Below are 17,038 nucleotides of genomic sequence, written 5' to 3'. Positions count from 1 at the left end.
ATTAGGTAATTAATCAAGCAATGCCGCGACTTCCGTCGGGATGTGTTGCGGGTTAATAATTTTAATTTGCTTATGGCGACCCAGTTCGCCCTTCTCAAGAAGCACCTGACTTTTGGCGACTTTGAACTGCTTGGCCAGATACTTTACCAGATGGGCGTTGGCTTTGCCGTCTATCGGTGGGGCGGTGATGGCGACTTTTAGCTCGTCGCCATGCAGCCCGATAATGCTATCGCGGCTGGCTTTAGGCTGAATATATAGCCGTAAAACCAGCCCATCTTCGGTTTGACTCACTGCACTCACAGCAAATACCAAAGCCCCGGGAACAAATCCATGCCGAGGTAGTTCAGCGCATAGAGAATCAAAATGACGACCATCGCGGAGAAGTCGATACCGCCCATGGCGGGGATCACGCGGCGAATCGGCGCCATCATTGGCTCGGTCAACTGCATCAACACGTATTCAATCGGGCTGCGGCCCTGGCTAATCCAGCTCATCAGCGAGCGAATAATAATGACCCAGAACACCAGCGTACCGGCGGATTTCAGCAGTGATAACAGGCCAACCAACAGATTCATTGGGTCAAGCGACAGCGCGCCCACCTGAATCAGCAGCAGAATCGGATACTTCATGGTGGTGAGAATAAACGCCACCAGCAACGAAGAGGTATCAATCGGCCCAATCGACGGAATGACACGACGCAGCGGCCCCACAATCGGCTGGGTAATCTTGACGATAAACTGTGCAAAAGGGTTGTAGAAATCACAACGTGACCACTGCATCCAGATGCGAATTAGCAGCACCATTACATACAGTTCAATCAGCGTTTTGACCAGGAAAGTCAACGTCAGCATGGCGTTCCTCAATTATTATTTTGTGATTAACGAGCGGAATAATCCCGCGCGCCGAAAATAGCGGTTCCAATGCGCACCATGGTGCTGCCTGCGGCAATCGCGGCGTCCATGTCATCGGTCATGCCCAGGGACAATGTATCAACCGTTGAAAAACGGTTTTTGAGCGATGCGAAAGCGTCAGCCATTTTCTGGCAAACTGCTAACTGATGCTCGTAATCAGGTTCAGGGGCAGGAATTGCCATTAAACCTCGTAATACCAAACCCGGCAGCGCAGCAACTTCTGCTGCCAGCGCGTCAAGCTCACTCAGCGCAATACCAGACTTGCTTTGTTCATCACTGATATTAATTTGAATCAGTACGTTAAGCGGCGGCAGTTCGGCAGGGCGCTGCTCGCTTAAACGGGTTGCAATGCGTAAACGGTCGACGGTGTGGCACCAGTCAAAATGTTCAGCAACCTGGCGACTTTTGTTCGACTGCAATGGGCCAATAAAGTGCCATTCCAGTGTGGCTTCACTGTTATCGGCAAAGTAACGAATTTTATCCACGCCTTCCTGAACGTAGTTTTCACCAAAAATTCGCTGTCCTGCATCAACCGCTTCTGCGATGGCGCTCGCAGGCTTAGTCTTGCTGACTGCAAGCAAAGTCACTTCTTCTGGAGCACGGCCGCAGCGTTCAGTTGCCGCGAAGATTTTGTTCTGAACCTGTGCCAGATTGTGCGCTATCTCGTTCATAGGTTGGAAAGTGATATGGATATCGAAGAAATTGTGGCCCTTAGTGTAAAGCATAATGTCTCTGATCTACACCTGTGTACGCAGCTTCCTGCTCGCAGGCGTAGGCAAGGGCGGCTTGAACCGCTGCCAGAAATTGCACCCGATCCGCAAACATTGTTGGATATTTGGCTCACAGCCGCGCAAAGAGAACAGCTTGAAGAAGCCGGGCAGTTGGATTTTGCCGTGTCGTTAAAAGACGGCACACGGCTGCGTGCTAATGCCTTTCGCCAGCTTCAGGGTTATTCGCTTGCCTTAAGATTGCTGGTTTCACAAACCCCAAAACTGGAAGCGCTAAATGTTCCGCCATTAATTCCTGAATTGCTCGATTCCCCCGATGGAATGATTCTGGTGACGGGCGCAACGGGGAGTGGGAAATCGACCACGCTTGCAGCCATGGTGGATTTTCTTAACCAACAGAAAGACGGACATATTCTCACCCTTGAAGATCCCATTGAATTTATCCATCACTCGCAACGTTGTTTGATTCAACAGCGCGAACCAGGGTTGCATTGTCATTCGTTTGCAGCGGGTTTGCGCGCGGCATTGCGTGAAGATCCTGACGTTATTTTGCTGGGAGAATTGCGTGACAGCGAAACCATACGTCTTGCGCTGACAGCCGCCGAAACAGGGCATTTAGTTTTGGCAACACTCCACACCCGAGGTGCTGCGCAAGCTGTAGAACGGCTGGTGGATGTCTTTCCCGCGGAAGAAAAAAGCATGGTACGCAGCCAGTTGGCGGGCAGTTTAAAAGCGGTGCTGGCACAAAAATTATTGCCCGACAGCCGTGGGGGAAGGGTTGCGGTGTACGAGCTGTTGGTGAATACGCCTGCTGTGGCGAGTCTTATCCGCGAAGGGAAAACGCATCAACTACCGGGCCAGATACAAACTGGGCAGCAATATGGAATGCAGAGTTTCGCGCACAGCGAGGCAATGCTGCGTGTAGAAGGTCGTATTGCTGACGGGGAAGAAAAGTGATGGTTAAAATTATTGCTTACGTGTGTATTGGTGTGTGTTGTTTCCTTATCAGGAGAAAGCGATGAACTAACGCGGGAATTTGATTCCCAATTCACGGAGATTACCTATGTTTTTTTCAGTTGGCGTGGATTTGTCTGCTCTGGAAGGAAAACAACAGAGGATCAACATTACGCTGCCGGATACGTTACTTATGCGTATTGATAACCGCGTAAAACAGCCATCCTCGGGTTACCGGGATCGCAGCCATTTTCTGGCCGTTGCAGCCAGGCATGAACTGATTGAAGAGTCCTCAGGTACGCCTGACAGCAAAAAAGACTAAGGATTATAGTCAAACCAGCTTTCAAGAATGATTACCGCTGAGGCTGAGTCAATGCTGCCTTTGTTCAGCGCACGGAAACCACCGTGTTCGAACAACCCGGCACGTGCTTCAACGGTGCTCAGGCGTTCATCTTGCAAAGCGACTTTGACGCCAAAACGGCCATGCAGGCGGTTTGCAAACTTCCGGGCGCGGGCGGTGAGCGGTTGTTCGGTGCCATCCATATTCAGCGGCAGGCCAACAATGACTTCATCCGGCTGCCACTCTTTAAGGATTTTTTCGATCACGTTCCAGTCCGGCGTGCCGTCCTGGGCTTTGATGGCTGTGAGCGGGCGTGCGGTGCGGGTAATACGCTGGCCCACCGCAACACCGATGCTTTTAGTACCGAAATCAAAGGATAATAAAGTTCCGCTACTCATTAAGCATGTCCTGCTTCACTTGGCATATTGTGAATATCAATGCCGATTAATTTAGCCGCTTCGCGCCAACGCTCTGAAATTGGCGTATGGAACAAAATGGATGCGTCTGCGGGGGCTGTCAGCCAGTTGTTATCCAGGATTTCTTGTTCGAGTTGCCCTTTTTCCCATGATGAGTAACCGAGCGCGACAATGACATCTGCGGGTTGCTGCGCAGTGCCGATGGTTTCGAGTACATCGCGGGAAGTGGTGATCACGGTTTCATCAGAGATACGGATACTGGAAGCAAAACAGTCTGGCGGCGAATGCAAAATGAAACCACGGTCTTCCGCCAAAGGGCCGCCAATGAAAACTGGCTTATCAAGGCGAATGGCTGGATCACGCGGTTCTGGTGCGATTTTCAGCTTTTCCAGAACGCCGTCAACCTGGAGGTTTTCGAGGGGTTTATTAATGATTATTCCCATCGCGCCGTCTTCGTTGTATTCGCAAATATAAACGACAGCACGCTTAAACAATGGGTCCTGGAGCGCCGGCATGGCAATTAGAAAGTGATGCTGTAAATTCATTGTCAGAGGTTCTGGTTCCGGTTGAAAAAGCGAGCAGTCAGTTTATCACTACTAAGCGGGCTAAGCCCGCTCACAGGACTATTTTGCCAGACGCGTCTCGATTGCATCGAACAACATGCCAGTAATAGAAACCGGGAATTCGGCTTCGATTTCACGAATGCACGTTGGGCTGGTGACGTTAATCTCAGTCAGGCGATCGCCAATGATATCCAGGCCAACGAAAATCAGCCCTTTAGCTTTTAGCGTTGGCCCCACGCGGCGGGCAATTTCCCAGTCGCTTTCGGTTAACGGACGCGGTTCGCCGCGACCACCGGCTGCAAGATTACCGCGTGTTTCGCCACCTTGTGGGATACGCGCCAGGCAATACGGAACAGGTTCGCCATCCACCACCAGAACGCGCTTGTCACCATCGACAATCGCAGGCAGATAGTTCTGCGCCATACAGTAGCGGTTGCCCAGTTCAGTCAGCGTTTCCGCGATAACGCCAATGTTAGGGTCGCCTTCTTTAACACGGAAAATTGAAGCGCCACCCATGCCATCTAACGGCTTGAGGATGATGTCGCCGTGCTTTTGCCAGAACGCTTTAAGCTGCGCTTTGTTGCGCGTGACCAACGTTTCTGGAGTTAAATCCGCAAACCAGGCAGTGAACAGTTTTTCGTTACAGTCGCGCAGGCTCTGCGGCTTGTTAACAATCAACGTGCCTTGTTCTTCGGCGCGTTCAAGAATATAGGTCGCGTAAATAAATTCGGTATCAAACGGAGGGTCTTTACGCATCAACACAACGTCAAGATCGGCAAGCTGAATGTCTTGCTCGCTGCCAAATTCGTACCATTTGTCGTAGTTCTGCTCGACCGTGACCAGGCGGGTGCGTGCGTGTGCTTCACCGTTGATCAAATACAGATCGGCCATTTCCATGTAATGCAGTTCGTAACCACGGCGCTGGGCTTCCAGCAACATGGCAAAACTTGAGTCTTTCTTGATGTTAATGTTTGCGATGGGGTCCATCACGATGCCGAGCTTAATCATTGTTTTTCTCCGTTTTAGCCCAGATCGCCAAAGCGCACTTGCAGCGCGGTAATGGCGGTGAGCGCGGTAGTCTCAGTACGCAGAACGCGAGGTCCCAACAGAATATCAGTAAACTGATGACGTGCGGTCATGGCAATTTCATCAGCCGTTAAACCTCCTTCCGGGCCAATCAACAGGCGCACGCGCTCTACAGGTTGTGGCAACGTGTTGATGCTGGCGCTGGCTCGAGGATGCAGATTCAGCTTCAGGCTGTCATCTTCTTCGGTACACCACTTTTCCAGATCCATAGCCGGGCGAATTTCTGGCACGCTATTACGTCCACATTGTTCGCAGGCCGCAATGGCAATTTTCTGCCATTGTCCGAGCTTCTTATTCAGGCGCTCGGCATCCAGTTTTACGCCACAGCGTTCAGAAAACAAAGGTGTAATCACATTCACACCGAGTTCCACTGCTTTCTGAATGGTGAACTCCATCTTCTCGCCGCGCGACATCACCTGGCCAAGATGTAAGTGCAGAGGGGATTCACGGTTATCAAGGCTTGCGCTCAGGACTTTCACCCGCACACTTTTTTTATCTGCCTGCACGATTTCAGCTTCAAAAATCTGATTACTGCCATCAAATAATTGCAACGCGTGACCCGCACTCATGCGCAGGACGCGGCCTACGTGGTTGGCAGCATCTTCGCAAAGTGCAACGTCCTGGCCGACGGAGAGGAGTTCAGGGTGATGAATGCGGGGTATACGCATGGTTTTTAATATCCAAAAGCGGGAACAGTGATAACAATTCCCGCTAGTGTAGGTTAGCTGTTTTGTGCCTGGCAAGCCCGCAGCACATAAGGGTTATGATTACCCTGAACTTTGGCGATACGTTCATCGCGTTCACATTCCCAGGCTGTCACCGGATATTGCTTATTCCAGGCTTCAAATAGCTGGGTTTGCTGGCGGGAAAGATTCAGCTGATATTGGTCACGCATATAGAAGTAGGTGCGGGCGATGGCACCACGGGCGCGGGCGGGTGGTTCGGCGACTTTATCTTTGAAATCGACTTTCATGGCGCATTGCCCGTACTGACCTTCACCCCCATTCCACTGGCTGTACATGAAGTTATTACGGTCGGCATTCACTTCCCCAACAGCCGGTTGCAGGTTGTGCATATCGCTTTCCATTTTGCGATATTCCGGATCTTTGGCGCAGTTTTTACGTCCGCCATCTTGCCAACACTGGCGCTGGTGCCCGAATTGCCAGGCTGGGACAACATGTTCCCATTCGATGCGTGTCGCACGGTTTTCGTTTTTACGGACTTTGTAACCGCAGGACTCAAGGTCAGGAACCCCTTTTTTACCTTCCCAGCTAATTTTGCATCCGCAATAGAAATCGCCTGGCGCATCGGCGTTGACTTTTACGCCTGCAGCTTTGGCTTGAGAGAAATTATTGATACCAGCGCTGAAAGCGGAAAAGGTACAGAAGGCTGCAACAAGTGCAACAGCCAAAGAAATTTTGCGAGACATTTCCAGAATCCTTACTAAAACGTGCTCGCAACGTACCTGATGATTTATCCAGTTTCAATAAGCTAAATCAGGAAATTATTAGGCTAATACTTTTAATTACAGGAAGTTGTAGCGTCGGCTTTTAACAGGTCACCGCATTGAACGCAGCGGTATTCTGCCTCGCCGCGCACCACTCGATTATGTCGTCGGACGGTGAGTTGGTGGAGCTGGCAGCGGCAGCGATAGGGGAAGGTATTTTTGCGTACGGATTGCACTTCAAACTTATGTGTCCGGCGGGCAGGCACACCCAGCACCGTTTCCATCATCCACTTCCACTCTTTACCGTGGGGAGCGACGCGGCCAAAGTGTTTCCACACCAACAAATGAGCCAGTTCGTGCGGAACGACTTCATCAATAAAGGTTTGCTGGTTTTCCATCAGTAATACGGGATTAAGGCGGATTTCGTAGCTGTCCATCCACGCAGTACCCGCAGCTGTGCCGCGCTGCTGATAAACCAGTTTCGGTTCCGGATAGTTGCGGCCTAAATGCAGATTTGCCTGCTGAAGCTTTTCCCGCAGGCAGCGCATAACGGCCTGTTGGATGGCGATTGGGAGTCTAGGGGATTTCATAACCGGCAAGAATAGTGCGAGGAAGGGCAGGGTGCAAGCCCCTCTCCATGCAGGAAAGGGGCGGGTTAAGCTTAGTTTTGAGCACCAATCTCACGTAAGCGACGACCTTTCATCAGGTTACGCTCGATGTGTTCCAGGGAAACGTGTTTGGTTTCTGGAATCAGCCACAGTGTGAGAACGATGAAGAACAGATTGAGCGCGGCGTAGACCCAGAAGGTATTCGCATTGCCCAGCGTGTTCAACATGGTCAGGAAGGTTGCACCCACAATCATGTTGGCAATCCAGTTGGTTGCGGTGGAGCAAGTGATACCAAAATCGCGGCCTTTGAGCGGCTGGATTTCAGAGCACAGTACCCAAATCAGTGGACCGGCGCTCATCGCAAAACCAACGATAAACATCAGCAGCATGGCGATAGCGAAGTATTGCGCGCCCTGGGAGTGAATACCCACGTGCAGCATTGTGCCAAGAATGCCCATGCCAACTGCCATCACCATGAAGCCCAGAACCAGCGTTGGTTTACGGCCCCAACGGTCAACCAGGCCGATAGCAATAAAGGTCGCCAGAACGTTGATCAGGCCAACGATAACTGTGCCCCACATTTGCTGAGTGGTGTTGGTGAAGCCCGCAATTTCGAAGATTTTCGGTGCGTAGTACATGATGACGTTCATGCCGGTGAATTGTTGCATCACCTGAAGCAGAATGCCGAGGAACACCGCGCGACGGAAGTTGCTGTTGTCTTTAAACAGGGACCAGCCGCTTTGTTTTACTTTCAGGCTTTCACGAATTTCTTCAAGCTCACGTTTTGCTTCGGCACTGGTATCACGCAGACGCAACAGGACGCGCTCGGCATCGTGGAAACGGCGTTTAGCGGCGAACCAGCGCGGGCTGTCTGGCAGGAAGAAAACGCCAACCAGAAGAATCAGGGCTGGAATAGTAATGACGCCCAGCATCCAGCGCCATGAACCGCTGTAGCTGAAGGCTGTATCAGAAAGGTAAGCGCCCAGGATACCGATGGTAATCATCAGCTGGTACATCGAGATCATGCTGCCACGGATTTTTTCTGGCGCAATTTCTGACAGGTAAAGCGGCGCAGTGTAAGACGCAACACCGACTGCCAGGCCGAGTAATACGCGGGAGAGAATCAGGATCTCAGTGTTTGGTGCGAAAGCAGAACACAGAGAACCCGCAACGAACAGCACGGCACCAATCATCAGGCTGTATTTACGCCCGATACGGAAGGAGAGCCAACCGCTGCCAACCGCACCGACCGCTGCGCCGAACATCATCGAACTCACAACCCATTCTTGCTGGTGCGCAGTTATCTGGAAATCTTTAGCGATAAACGGCAAGGCACCGGCAATCACGCCAATATCAAGGCCAAAAAGTAAACCGGCCAGGGCTGCAAGAAAACAGACAAAAAAGGTCATGCTTTTGTTCGAGCGCCCTTGTTTTTTTATTTCAGGCATAGTGCTCTCCAGTTGAATAATTTGGGGGATATCTCGCTATTAAGGTTAGGTTAACATCAGGTAAAATTATGTGATTCAACTCACGTTAGTGTAATCGGTTACACTAACGTCAAGAAGTGTATGCATAATTTTATGATGAAAAACATATCGTTAAGTGTAGAAAATAAAACCAAAAAATTAAACCCAAGACTAATCTGAAACTTTTTGTAACTAGTGCAGCAACAAGTTGTTGTCATGCAGAACAGTCTTAATTAATGCCTTATTAACTACTGTGTAACCGCTTTCACTGTCGAGAATTAAACCAGTGGGAAGGGTTTTCATGGGAGGGGAGCAGAAAAGCAAAAGGCCAGCTAAGCGCTGGCCTTTAAAGTTTGATGATGGACTGGCGGGTTTTATTTCAGGCCAGCAGCATCACGCAGCAATTCGGCTTTGTCGGTTTTTTCCCAAGGGAAATGTTCGCGACCAAAGTGACCGTATGCCGCGGTTTCTTTGTAGATTGGGTGCAGTAAATCCAGCATCTGAATCAGGCCGTATGGACGCAGGTCGAAGAACTCACGCACCAGCAGGGTCAGTTGCTCGGTAGAGATTTTCTCAGTACCGAAGGTTTCAACCATGATGGATGTCGGTTCAGCCACGCCGATTGCGTAGGAAACCTGGATTTCACAGCGGTCAGCAAGGCCCGCAGCAACGATGTTTTTCGCCACATAACGTGCCGCATACGCCGCAGAACGGTCAACTTTAGACGGATCTTTACCGGAGAACGCGCCGCCACCGTGACGAGCCATGCCGCCGTAGGTATCAACGATAATTTTACGACCGGTCAGACCACAGTCACCCATTGGGCCACCGATAACAAAACGGCCTGTTGGGTTGATGTGATATTTGGTAGATGCATTCAACCATTCTGCTGGCAGAACTGGCTTGATGATCTCTTCCATCACCGCTTCTTGCAGCGTTTTCAGCTGTACATCTTCGGAGTGCTGGGTAGACAGAACCACGGCATCAATACCGACGATTTTACCGTCGTCGTACTGGAACGTGATTTGGCTTTTTGCATCCGGACGCAGCCATGGCAGTGAACCATTCTTACGAACTTCTGCCTGGCGTTGAACCAGACGGTGTGCGTAAGTGATCGGTGCTGGCATCAGCACTTCTGTTTCGTTGGTTGCATAACCAAACATCAGGCCCTGGTCGCCAGCTCCTTGCTCCAGTGGATCGGTACGGTCAACGCCCTGGTTGATATCCGGGGATTGTTTGCCGATAGCACTCAGCACTGCGCAAGAGTTTGCATCAAAGCCCATATCAGAATGCACGTAGCCGATTTCACGGATCGTTTGACGAGTGATCTCTTCGATATCAACCCAGGCGCTGGTGGTGATTTCACCGCCAACCAGAACCATGCCGGTTTTAACGTAAGTCTCGCAAGCTACGCGTGCTTTTGGATCCTGCTCCAGGATCGCATCGAGGACCGCATCAGAGATTTGGTCAGCGATTTTATCGGGATGCCCTTCTGATACAGACTCGGACGTAAAGAGGTGTTTGGCCATGTTTTATTCACCCTAAGAGAATTAGGTTAGTGCAGACTGCTGCTAATTGGTGCTCACCCCAGTGCGATGTACTGGTTAATCGAGCTTATACCACAGGTTTCATTTCAGGCAGTCTAACAGTTAATCGGTATAGATGGATTAACATCTGGACGGCTATTCTAGGTTATCCATTAATCAGATTACCAGTGATTTTTACGCTCGCAAGTTTGTGCGGATAATCTTAAGTGGCAAATTTTACTGACACCCGCAGCAAACCAGGGATTTTTGTTTTGCAATTTCCGGCTGTTGTCGGTATAAAGCGGCGCGCGCGGCTCATTCAACAAGCACACATTTTTGTGTTGCCCACTTCCAGCCGGGTTGAGCAAATTTCTTAGCTTTGGCTTGTCGCATGCTTCTGGTATGCGTGGAGGTGACTCGATTAATGAACCGTTGTAATTCGCAAACTCTGGCGGCCACTCAGGTCGTACATATGCCCCTCATAAACTGCATTTCGTGTATTCATTCCTGCCGATGTTATACCCATCTCGGCGCTTCTCAGGACTCTCGGGCCGGTTTTTAAAGCCGTGAAATTCTGAACAAGGGCTCTCTTGTCATCGATAAGAGTATTCTCGTGGTTTCGCCGACTCGTTCTACGAAGCTCGGTTACGTGTTTTACAATGATATGAAAAAGAAACCGGTCGCACAGTTAGTCTGTCAGCGTCTTATGCTGCTTCTACGCGCTGTTAATGGGTTGTTATTGCGGGGTACCCCTGCGATAGTAGTCAACTGTTTTGCACATTCGTTTAAATTTGAGGTTCGCCATGTCTGACAAAATCTCTTCTGTTTCGGGTTCGTCAGTGGGCGAGCAGGATGTACACCGCTCCATGCAGGAGGTTGCCATGAGCTCCCAGGAAGCCAGCAAAATGCTGCGTACTTACAATATTGCCTGGTGGGGCAATAACTATTACGACGTCAATGAACTCGGTCATATCACCGTTTGCCCGGACCCTGATGTCCCGGAAGCGCGTGTTGATCTTGCTGAACTCGTAAAAGCCCGTGAAGCACAGGGGCAACGTTTGCCTGCACTCTTCTGCTTCCCGCAGATTTTGCAGCACCGCCTGCGTTCTATTAATGCAGCGTTCAAACGTGCTCGTGAATCCTATGGTTATAACGGCAACTATTTCCTCGTTTATCCAATCAAGGTAAACCAGCACCGTCGTGTAATTGAATCGCTGATTCATTCCGGTGAGCCGCTGGGCCTGGAAGCGGGTTCTAAAGCTGAGCTGATGGCTGTGCTGGCGCATGCAGGCATGACGCGTTCAGTCATTGTGTGTAATGGCTATAAAGACCGTGAATACATCCGCCTGGCGTTGATCGGCGAGAAGATGGGCCACAAGGTTTATCTGGTCATCGAGAAAATGTCAGAAATTCGCATTGTGCTCGAAGAAGCTGAGCGCCTGAATGTAGTACCGCGCCTTGGCGTGCGTGCGCGTCTGGCGTCGCAAGGTTCTGGCAAATGGCAGTCCTCAGGCGGCGAGAAATCGAAATTTGGCCTGGCAGCCACACAGGTTCTGCAACTGGTTGATATGCTGCGTGAAGCTGGTCGTATCGACAGCCTGCAATTGCTGCACTTCCACCTCGGTTCGCAAATGGCGAACATTCGCGATATCGCCACCGGTGTGCGTGAATCAGCGCGTTTCTACGTTGAGCTGCACAAGATGGGCGTTAACATCGAATGCTTCGATGTCGGCGGCGGTCTGGGCGTGGACTATGAAGGCACGCGTTCGCAGTCCGATTGTTCGGTCAATTATGGCCTGAACGAATACGCAAACAATATTATCTGGGCGATTGGTGATGCGTGTGAAGAACACGGTCTGCCACATCCGACAGTGATTACCGAATCTGGCCGTGCAGTAACCGCGCACCACACCGTGTTGGTGTCTAACATCATCGGTGTTGAACGCAACGAATACACCACGCCAACGGCTCCGGCTGAAGACGCGCCGCGCGCGCTGCAAAGCATGTGGGAAACCTGGGGCGAAATGCACCAGCCGAATAACCGTCGCTCGCTGCGCGAATGGCTGCATGATAGCCAGATTGACTTGCACGACATCCATACCGGTTATGCATCTGGCAGTTTCTCGCTGCAAGAGCGTGCCTGGGCTGAGCAGCTTTACCTGAGCATGTGCCATGAAATTCAGCGCCTGCTCGACCCAAGCAACCGCGCGCACCGTCCGATCATCGACGAACTGCAAGAACGTATGGCGGATAAGATTTACGTCAACTTCTCGCTGTTCCAGTCTATGCCGGATGCGTGGGGTATCGATCAGTTGTTCCCGGTGCTGCCGCTTGAAGGGTTGAATCAGATCCCTGAGCGCCGTGCGGTGCTGCTGGATATTACCTGTGATTCCGACGGTGCTATCGATCACTACATCGACGGCGACGGTATTGCGACCACCATGCCGATGCCAGAATATGATGCGGAAAACCCGCCGCTGCTAGGCTTCTTTATGGTTGGTGCATACCAGGAAATCCTTGGCAATATGCACAATCTGTTTGGCGATACCGAAGCGGTTGACGTTTTCGTCTTCCCTGACGGCAGCGTAGAAGTAGAGTTGTCTGACGAAGGCGATACCGTTGCGGACATGCTGGAATACGTTCAGCTTGATCCAAAAACCCTGCTCAAGCACTTCCGCGATCAGGTGAAACAGACCGATCTGGATGCTGGTTTGCAGCAGCAGTTCCTCGAAGAGTTCGAGGCGGGTTTGTATGGCTATACTTATTTAGAAGACGAGTAAATTACTCGTCTTTATTTAGAGTAATTAGTGTACAAATAATGCTGCATTCGGCGATAATCCGCGCCAACAAGCAGTCTGAATGAATACAGTCCCTTCCTCGTCGGGTTTAACGACGCGGAGGGGACTTTTTTTTGCTAATAATTACCATCATCGTGAGGTCAAACCATGAGCACCTTAGGCCATCAGTACGACAATTCCCTGGTATCCAATGCCTTCGGTTTTTTACGTTTTCCGCTGAATTTCATGCCATACGACAGCGATGCCGATTGGGTTATCACTGGCGTTCCTTTTGATGCGGCAACATCTGGCCGTGCAGGTGGTCGTCATGGCCCTGCGGCAATCCGTCAGGTTTCTACCAACCTGGCATGGGAAGGCAACCGCTTCCCGTGGAACTTCGACGTGCGTGAGCGCTTGAATGTTGTTGACTGTGGCGACCTGGTTTACGCCTTCGGTGATGCACGTGATATGAGCGAGCGTCTGCAAGCTCATGCAGAAAAACTGCTGGCTGCGGGTAAGCGTATGCTCTCTTTCGGTGGCGACCACTTCGTGACTCTGCCACTGTTGCGCGCTCACGCTAAGCACTTCGGTAAAATGGCGCTGGTACATTTCGATGCTCACACCGATACCTACGCAAATGGCTGCGAGTTCGACCACGGCACCATGTTCTACACCGCACCTAAAGAAGGTTTGATTGACCCAAACCATTCTGTGCAGATTGGTATTCGTACCGAGTTTGATAAAGACAACGGTTTCACCGTGCTGGATGCAGGCCAGGTTAACGACCGCACTGTTGACGACGTGCTGGCACAGGTTAAGCAGATTGTTGGCGATATGCCGGTTTATCTGACCTTTGATATCGACTGTATCGACCCGGCTTTCGCGCCAGGTACCGGTACGCCGGTTATCGGTGGTTTGACGACTGACCGCGCGCTGAAACTGGTCCGCGGTTTGAAAGACCTAAACATCGTAGGTATGGACGTTGTGGAAGTGTCTCCGGCTTACGATCAGTCTGAAATCACTGCATTGGCTGGCGCGACGTTGGCGCTGGAAATGCTGTATATCCAGGCAGCTAAGAAAGGGGAATAATCGCCTTTATTGAGTGTTGCCCCCTCACCCTAACCCTCTCCCAAAGGAGAGGGGATTGTACGGTTTTCTCCTTCTCCTGGGGGAGAAGGTCGGGATGAGGGGTAATTTTACTTCAACCCATCCGCTGCCATACGGTCGCGAATATGTTGCGCACGTTCGGCGGAAGCAGGGTGGTCGTCAAGCATTGAGCTTTGGCGGCCTTCTTCCTCTTTAGCCAGCTTCTCAAAACTGGTCGCCAGGCCGATTGGGTTAATCCCGCGCTTTCTCAACAAATCATATGAATAGTCATCAGCTTCAGATTCCTGGCGCTGGGAGAACTGCGCATTCACCAGTTTCTCGCCCAAATCTCCGAGTTGTGACTGCGACAAACTGCCAATCACGCCGCCCGCAGAGGCCGCTGCAACACGAGCAGCATTCGTCCCCAAAGCGACCTGCATCCCTTTCTTCACATGACCGAGTGCGACGTGGCCCATTTCGTGGCCGATAACCGCTTCGACTTCGTTATCGTTCATCATGTCCATCAGGCCGCTGTAAACACGGATACAGCCGTTTGCCATCGCGAAGGCGTTCACGTCTTTGGTGACATAAACCTTATAGTTCACCGGCATGCCATTGATGTTATCGCCCAGGGCGGCGGATATTTTGCTCAGGCGTTGCGCATACTCGCTGCTCGCGGGCGCGATGCTCGCTTTGCTGTCGAGTTCAGCACAGGATTTGTCACTCAGCTCTTTAACTTGCGCATCACTTAATGTGTACGCCTGAAAGGCTTCTGCACCGGAAGCCAGCAGGCCGTTAGAGTCCATATTCTGGCAGCCGCTCAATAGGGCAGCAACGCTCAGGCTCAGTAAAATTGGGCGCAATTTCATGCCAATATCCTTTATTAGTGATAACTGCTCAGAGGTCATTCAGCCACAAACCGTTGGCTAGTCGCTTCAGTATAAAGAAGTTAGCCAAACTCGCGCAGCAACTTGCGCAACATGCGAGCAGCTTCCAGAGATTTCTTAACCGGACAAAAGGATGCTCCATGTACATGACACACGGCTTGCGGTACATTGATGGCAATTTTTTGGGCGTAGCCCATAACGCATAGTAGTCAAGGCCTGACCTTCAACCATCCGATCTGGAGTCAAAATGTCCTCTCGTAAAGAGCTTGCCAATGCTATTCGTGCACTCAGCATGGACGCAGTACAAAAAGCCAAATCCGGTCACCCGGGCGCCCCTATGGGTATGGCCGACATTGCCGAAGTCCTGTGGCGCGATTTCCTGAACCATAACCCGCAGAACCCAGCGTGGGCTGACCGCGACCGTTTCGTGCTGTCTAACGGCCACGGTTCAATGCTGATTTACAGCCTGTTGCACCTCACAGGTTATGACCTGCCAATCGAAGAGCTGAAAAACTTCCGTCAGCTGCATTCCAAAACTCCGGGTCACCCGGAAGTGGGCTACACCGCTGGTGTTGAAACCACGACTGGCCCGCTGGGTCAGGGTGTTGCGAACGCAGTCGGTATGGCAATCGCAGAACGCACCATGGCGGCACAGTTCAACCGTCCTGGTCACGACATCGTTGACCACTTCACCTACACCTTTATGGGTGATGGCTGCATGATGGAAGGCATTTCTCACGAAGTTTGCTCGCTGGCGGGTACGCTGGGTCTGGGTAAACTGGTTGCCTTCTATGATGACAACGGTATCTCCATCGACGGCCACGTTGAAGGCTGGTTCACAGACGATACTGCGAAACGCTTTGAAGCCTACGGCTGGCACGTAGTGCGCGGCGTTGACGGTCACGATGCCGACGCTATCAAACGCGCTGTTGAAGAAGCCAAAGCGGTTACCGATAAACCTTCACTGCTGATGTGCAAAACCATCATCGGTTTCGGTTCGCCAAATAAAGCCGGTACGCACGATTCCCACGGCGCACCGCTGGGCGACGCAGAAATCGCACTGACCCGTGAAGCTCTGGGCTGGAAACACGCGCCATTCGAAATCCCTTCTGACATTTACGCTCAGTGGGACGCGCGTGAAGCAGGCCAGGCGAAAGAAGCGGCATGGAACGAGAAGTTCGCAGCATACGCTAAAGCCTTCCCACAGGAAGCGGCTGAATTCACCCGTCGTATGAAAGGCGACATGCCTGCTGAGTTTGCTGCTAAAGCTCAGGAGTTCATCAAGAACCTGCAAGCTAACCCTGCGAAAATTGCTAGCCGTAAAGCGTCTCAGAACGCCATCGAAGCATTCGGCCATCTGCTGCCAGAATTCCTCGGCGGCTCTGCTGACCTGGCACCGTCTAACCTGACTATCTGGTCTGGTTCTAAAGCCATCAACGAAGATCTGGCCGGTAACTACATCCATTACGGTGTACGTGAATTCGGTATGACCGCGATTGCGAACGGTATCGCGCTGCACGGTGGTTTCCTGCCGTACACCTCTACCTTCCTGATGTTTGTTGAATATGCCCGTAACGCGGTGCGTATGGCAGCGCTGATGAAGCAACGCCAGGTGATGGTCTACACCCACGACTCAATCGGTCTGGGCGAAGATGGCCCAACTCACCAGCCGGTTGAGCAGCTTGCTGCTCTGCGTGTGACGCCAAACATGAGCACATGGCGTCCATGTGACCAGGTTGAATCTGCGGTGGCGTGGAAATACGCTGTAGAACGTCACGACGGCCCGACCGCGCTGATCTTCTCCCGTCAGAACCTGGCACAGCAGGATCGTACTGAACAGCAGCTGGCTGACGTTGCCCGTGGCGCATACGTTCTGAAAGATTGCGCAGGCACGCCTGAGCTGATTCTGATCGCAACTGGTTCTGAAGTTGAACTGGCTGTTGCAGCCTGGGATCAACTGACAGCTGAAGGCATCAAAGCGCGTGTGGTTTCCATGCCGTCTACTGATGCGTTCGACAAGCAGGATCCAGCTTACCGCGAAGCGGTGCTGCCGAAAGCCGTTGCTGCACGTGTTGCTATCGAAGCCAGCATCGCTGACTACTGGTACAAATACGTTGGCCTGAACGGTGCGGTAGTGGGCATGACCACCTTCGGTGAGTCTGCTCCAGCTGAGCAGCTGTTCGAAGAGTTTGGCTTCACTGTTGAAAACGTTGTGAAACAGGCTAAAGCCGTTCTGTAAAACG

General features: G+C 51.6%; 17 protein-coding genes and 1 pseudogene. 6 read left to right on the top strand and 12 right to left on the bottom strand.

Annotation, left to right across the window (positions count from 1 at the left end; all coding sequences use genetic code 11):
• Window positions 1–9 precede the first annotated feature (9 nt).
• The 3 genes from yggU to M2371_RS12415 are packed head-to-tail and all read right to left on the bottom strand — an operon-like array spanning window position 10 to window position 1,582.
• Complete coding sequence (gene yggU / locus M2371_RS12425) at window positions 10–300, bottom strand: DUF167 family protein YggU (RefSeq protein WP_034498396.1); 291 nt, start codon at window positions 298–300, stop codon at window positions 10–12.
• Window positions 297–851 (bottom strand): YggT family protein, encoded by a 555-nt coding sequence (locus M2371_RS12420; RefSeq protein WP_034498393.1) that lies wholly within the window; start codon window positions 849–851, stop codon window positions 297–299. Before M2371_RS12420 ends, yggU begins: the two co-directional genes overlap by 4 nt.
• A gap of 26 nt (window positions 852–877) precedes the next feature.
• A complete protein-coding gene (locus M2371_RS12415) occupies window positions 878–1,582 on the bottom strand; it encodes a YggS family pyridoxal phosphate-dependent enzyme (protein ID WP_259267961.1) in 705 nt (234 codons plus the stop codon).
• Window positions 1,583–1,597: 15 nt separating this feature from the next.
• Between M2371_RS12415 and M2371_RS12410 the strand changes: the two genes are divergently transcribed.
• Window positions 1,598–2,596, top strand: coding sequence for a type IV pilus twitching motility protein PilT (locus M2371_RS12410; RefSeq protein ID WP_259267848.1), 999 nt, complete (start codon window positions 1,598–1,600; stop codon window positions 2,594–2,596).
• A gap of 118 nt (window positions 2,597–2,714) precedes the next feature.
• Window positions 2,715–2,915 (top strand): annotated as a pseudogene (locus M2371_RS12405) (type II toxin-antitoxin system HicB family antitoxin); the annotation flags it as partial.
• On the opposite strand, the gene ruvX reads toward M2371_RS12405, so the two are convergent.
• The 8 genes from ruvX to metK all read right to left on the bottom strand — a co-directional run bounded on the left by ruvX (window position 2,912) and on the right by metK (window position 10,048).
• On the bottom strand, window positions 2,912–3,331 hold the full coding sequence (gene ruvX, locus M2371_RS12400) for a Holliday junction resolvase RuvX (RefSeq protein ID WP_172893251.1): 420 nt from the start codon (window positions 3,329–3,331) through the stop codon (window positions 2,912–2,914). The pseudogene M2371_RS12405 and the gene ruvX sit on opposite strands and share 4 nt — an antisense overlap.
• On the bottom strand, window positions 3,331–3,894 hold the full coding sequence (locus M2371_RS12395) for a YqgE/AlgH family protein (RefSeq protein ID WP_259267847.1): 564 nt from the start codon (window positions 3,892–3,894) through the stop codon (window positions 3,331–3,333). The genes ruvX and M2371_RS12395 overlap by 1 nt, the downstream gene beginning before the upstream one ends.
• A gap of 78 nt (window positions 3,895–3,972) precedes the next feature.
• A complete protein-coding gene (gene gshB / locus M2371_RS12390; protein ID WP_115627328.1) occupies window positions 3,973–4,920 on the bottom strand; it encodes a glutathione synthase in 948 nt (315 codons plus the stop codon).
• 14 nt (window positions 4,921–4,934) lie between these two features.
• Complete coding sequence (rsmE, locus tag M2371_RS12385; RefSeq protein WP_259267846.1) at window positions 4,935–5,666, bottom strand: 16S rRNA (uracil(1498)-N(3))-methyltransferase; 732 nt, start codon at window positions 5,664–5,666, stop codon at window positions 4,935–4,937.
• 53 nt (window positions 5,667–5,719) lie between these two features.
• Complete coding sequence (endA, locus tag M2371_RS12380; RefSeq protein ID WP_172893253.1) at window positions 5,720–6,427, bottom strand: deoxyribonuclease I; 708 nt, start codon at window positions 6,425–6,427, stop codon at window positions 5,720–5,722.
• A 92-nt stretch (window positions 6,428–6,519) separates the two neighbouring features.
• Window positions 6,520–7,035, bottom strand: a complete 516-nt coding sequence (locus M2371_RS12375) for a SprT family zinc-dependent metalloprotease (RefSeq protein ID WP_259267845.1) — start codon at window positions 7,033–7,035, stop codon at window positions 6,520–6,522.
• A gap of 71 nt (window positions 7,036–7,106) precedes the next feature.
• Entirely contained in the window at window positions 7,107–8,501 is a 1,395-nt protein-coding gene (locus M2371_RS12370) for a sugar porter family MFS transporter (RefSeq protein ID WP_034498377.1), read from the bottom strand.
• A 392-nt stretch (window positions 8,502–8,893) separates the two neighbouring features.
• Window positions 8,894–10,048 (bottom strand): methionine adenosyltransferase, encoded by a 1,155-nt coding sequence (gene metK / locus M2371_RS12365; protein ID WP_034498374.1) that lies wholly within the window; start codon window positions 10,046–10,048, stop codon window positions 8,894–8,896.
• Window positions 10,049–10,709: 661 nt separating this feature from the next.
• On the opposite strand from metK, the gene yqgB reads away from it, so the two are divergent.
• From yqgB to speB, 3 genes are all read left to right on the top strand, one after another.
• Window positions 10,710–10,856: an acid stress response protein YqgB gene (yqgB, locus tag M2371_RS12360; protein WP_259267844.1), complete on the top strand. Its 147-nt coding sequence runs from the start codon at window positions 10,710–10,712 to the stop codon at window positions 10,854–10,856.
• Window positions 10,849–12,825 carry a biosynthetic arginine decarboxylase gene (speA, locus tag M2371_RS12355; RefSeq protein WP_172893256.1) on the top strand — a complete coding sequence of 659 codons (1,977 nt, stop codon included), beginning with the start codon at window positions 10,849–10,851 and terminating at the stop codon, window positions 12,823–12,825. The genes yqgB and speA overlap by 8 nt, the downstream gene beginning before the upstream one ends.
• A 165-nt stretch (window positions 12,826–12,990) precedes the next feature.
• A complete protein-coding gene (speB, locus tag M2371_RS12350; protein WP_034457777.1) occupies window positions 12,991–13,911 on the top strand; it encodes an agmatinase in 921 nt (306 codons plus the stop codon).
• Between the two features lie 107 nt (window positions 13,912–14,018).
• Here the strand turns inward: speB and M2371_RS12345 are convergent, their stop codons facing one another.
• Window positions 14,019–14,777, bottom strand: coding sequence for a M48 family metallopeptidase (locus tag M2371_RS12345; RefSeq protein ID WP_034498370.1), 759 nt, complete (start codon window positions 14,775–14,777; stop codon window positions 14,019–14,021).
• 265 nt (window positions 14,778–15,042) lie between these two features.
• Here M2371_RS12345 and tkt point away from each other — a divergent pair, with 265 nt between their 5' ends.
• Window positions 15,043–17,034, top strand: a complete 1,992-nt coding sequence (tkt, locus tag M2371_RS12340; RefSeq protein WP_259267843.1) for a transketolase — start codon at window positions 15,043–15,045, stop codon at window positions 17,032–17,034.
• Window positions 17,035–17,038: the final 4 nt, after the last annotated feature.

It is taken from the genome of Buttiauxella sp. BIGb0471 (assembly GCF_024807715.1).
GTDB classification, from domain to species: Bacteria; Pseudomonadota; Gammaproteobacteria; order Enterobacterales; family Enterobacteriaceae; genus Buttiauxella; species Buttiauxella agrestis.
This window is presented reverse-complemented; position numbering and strand designations above follow the sequence as displayed.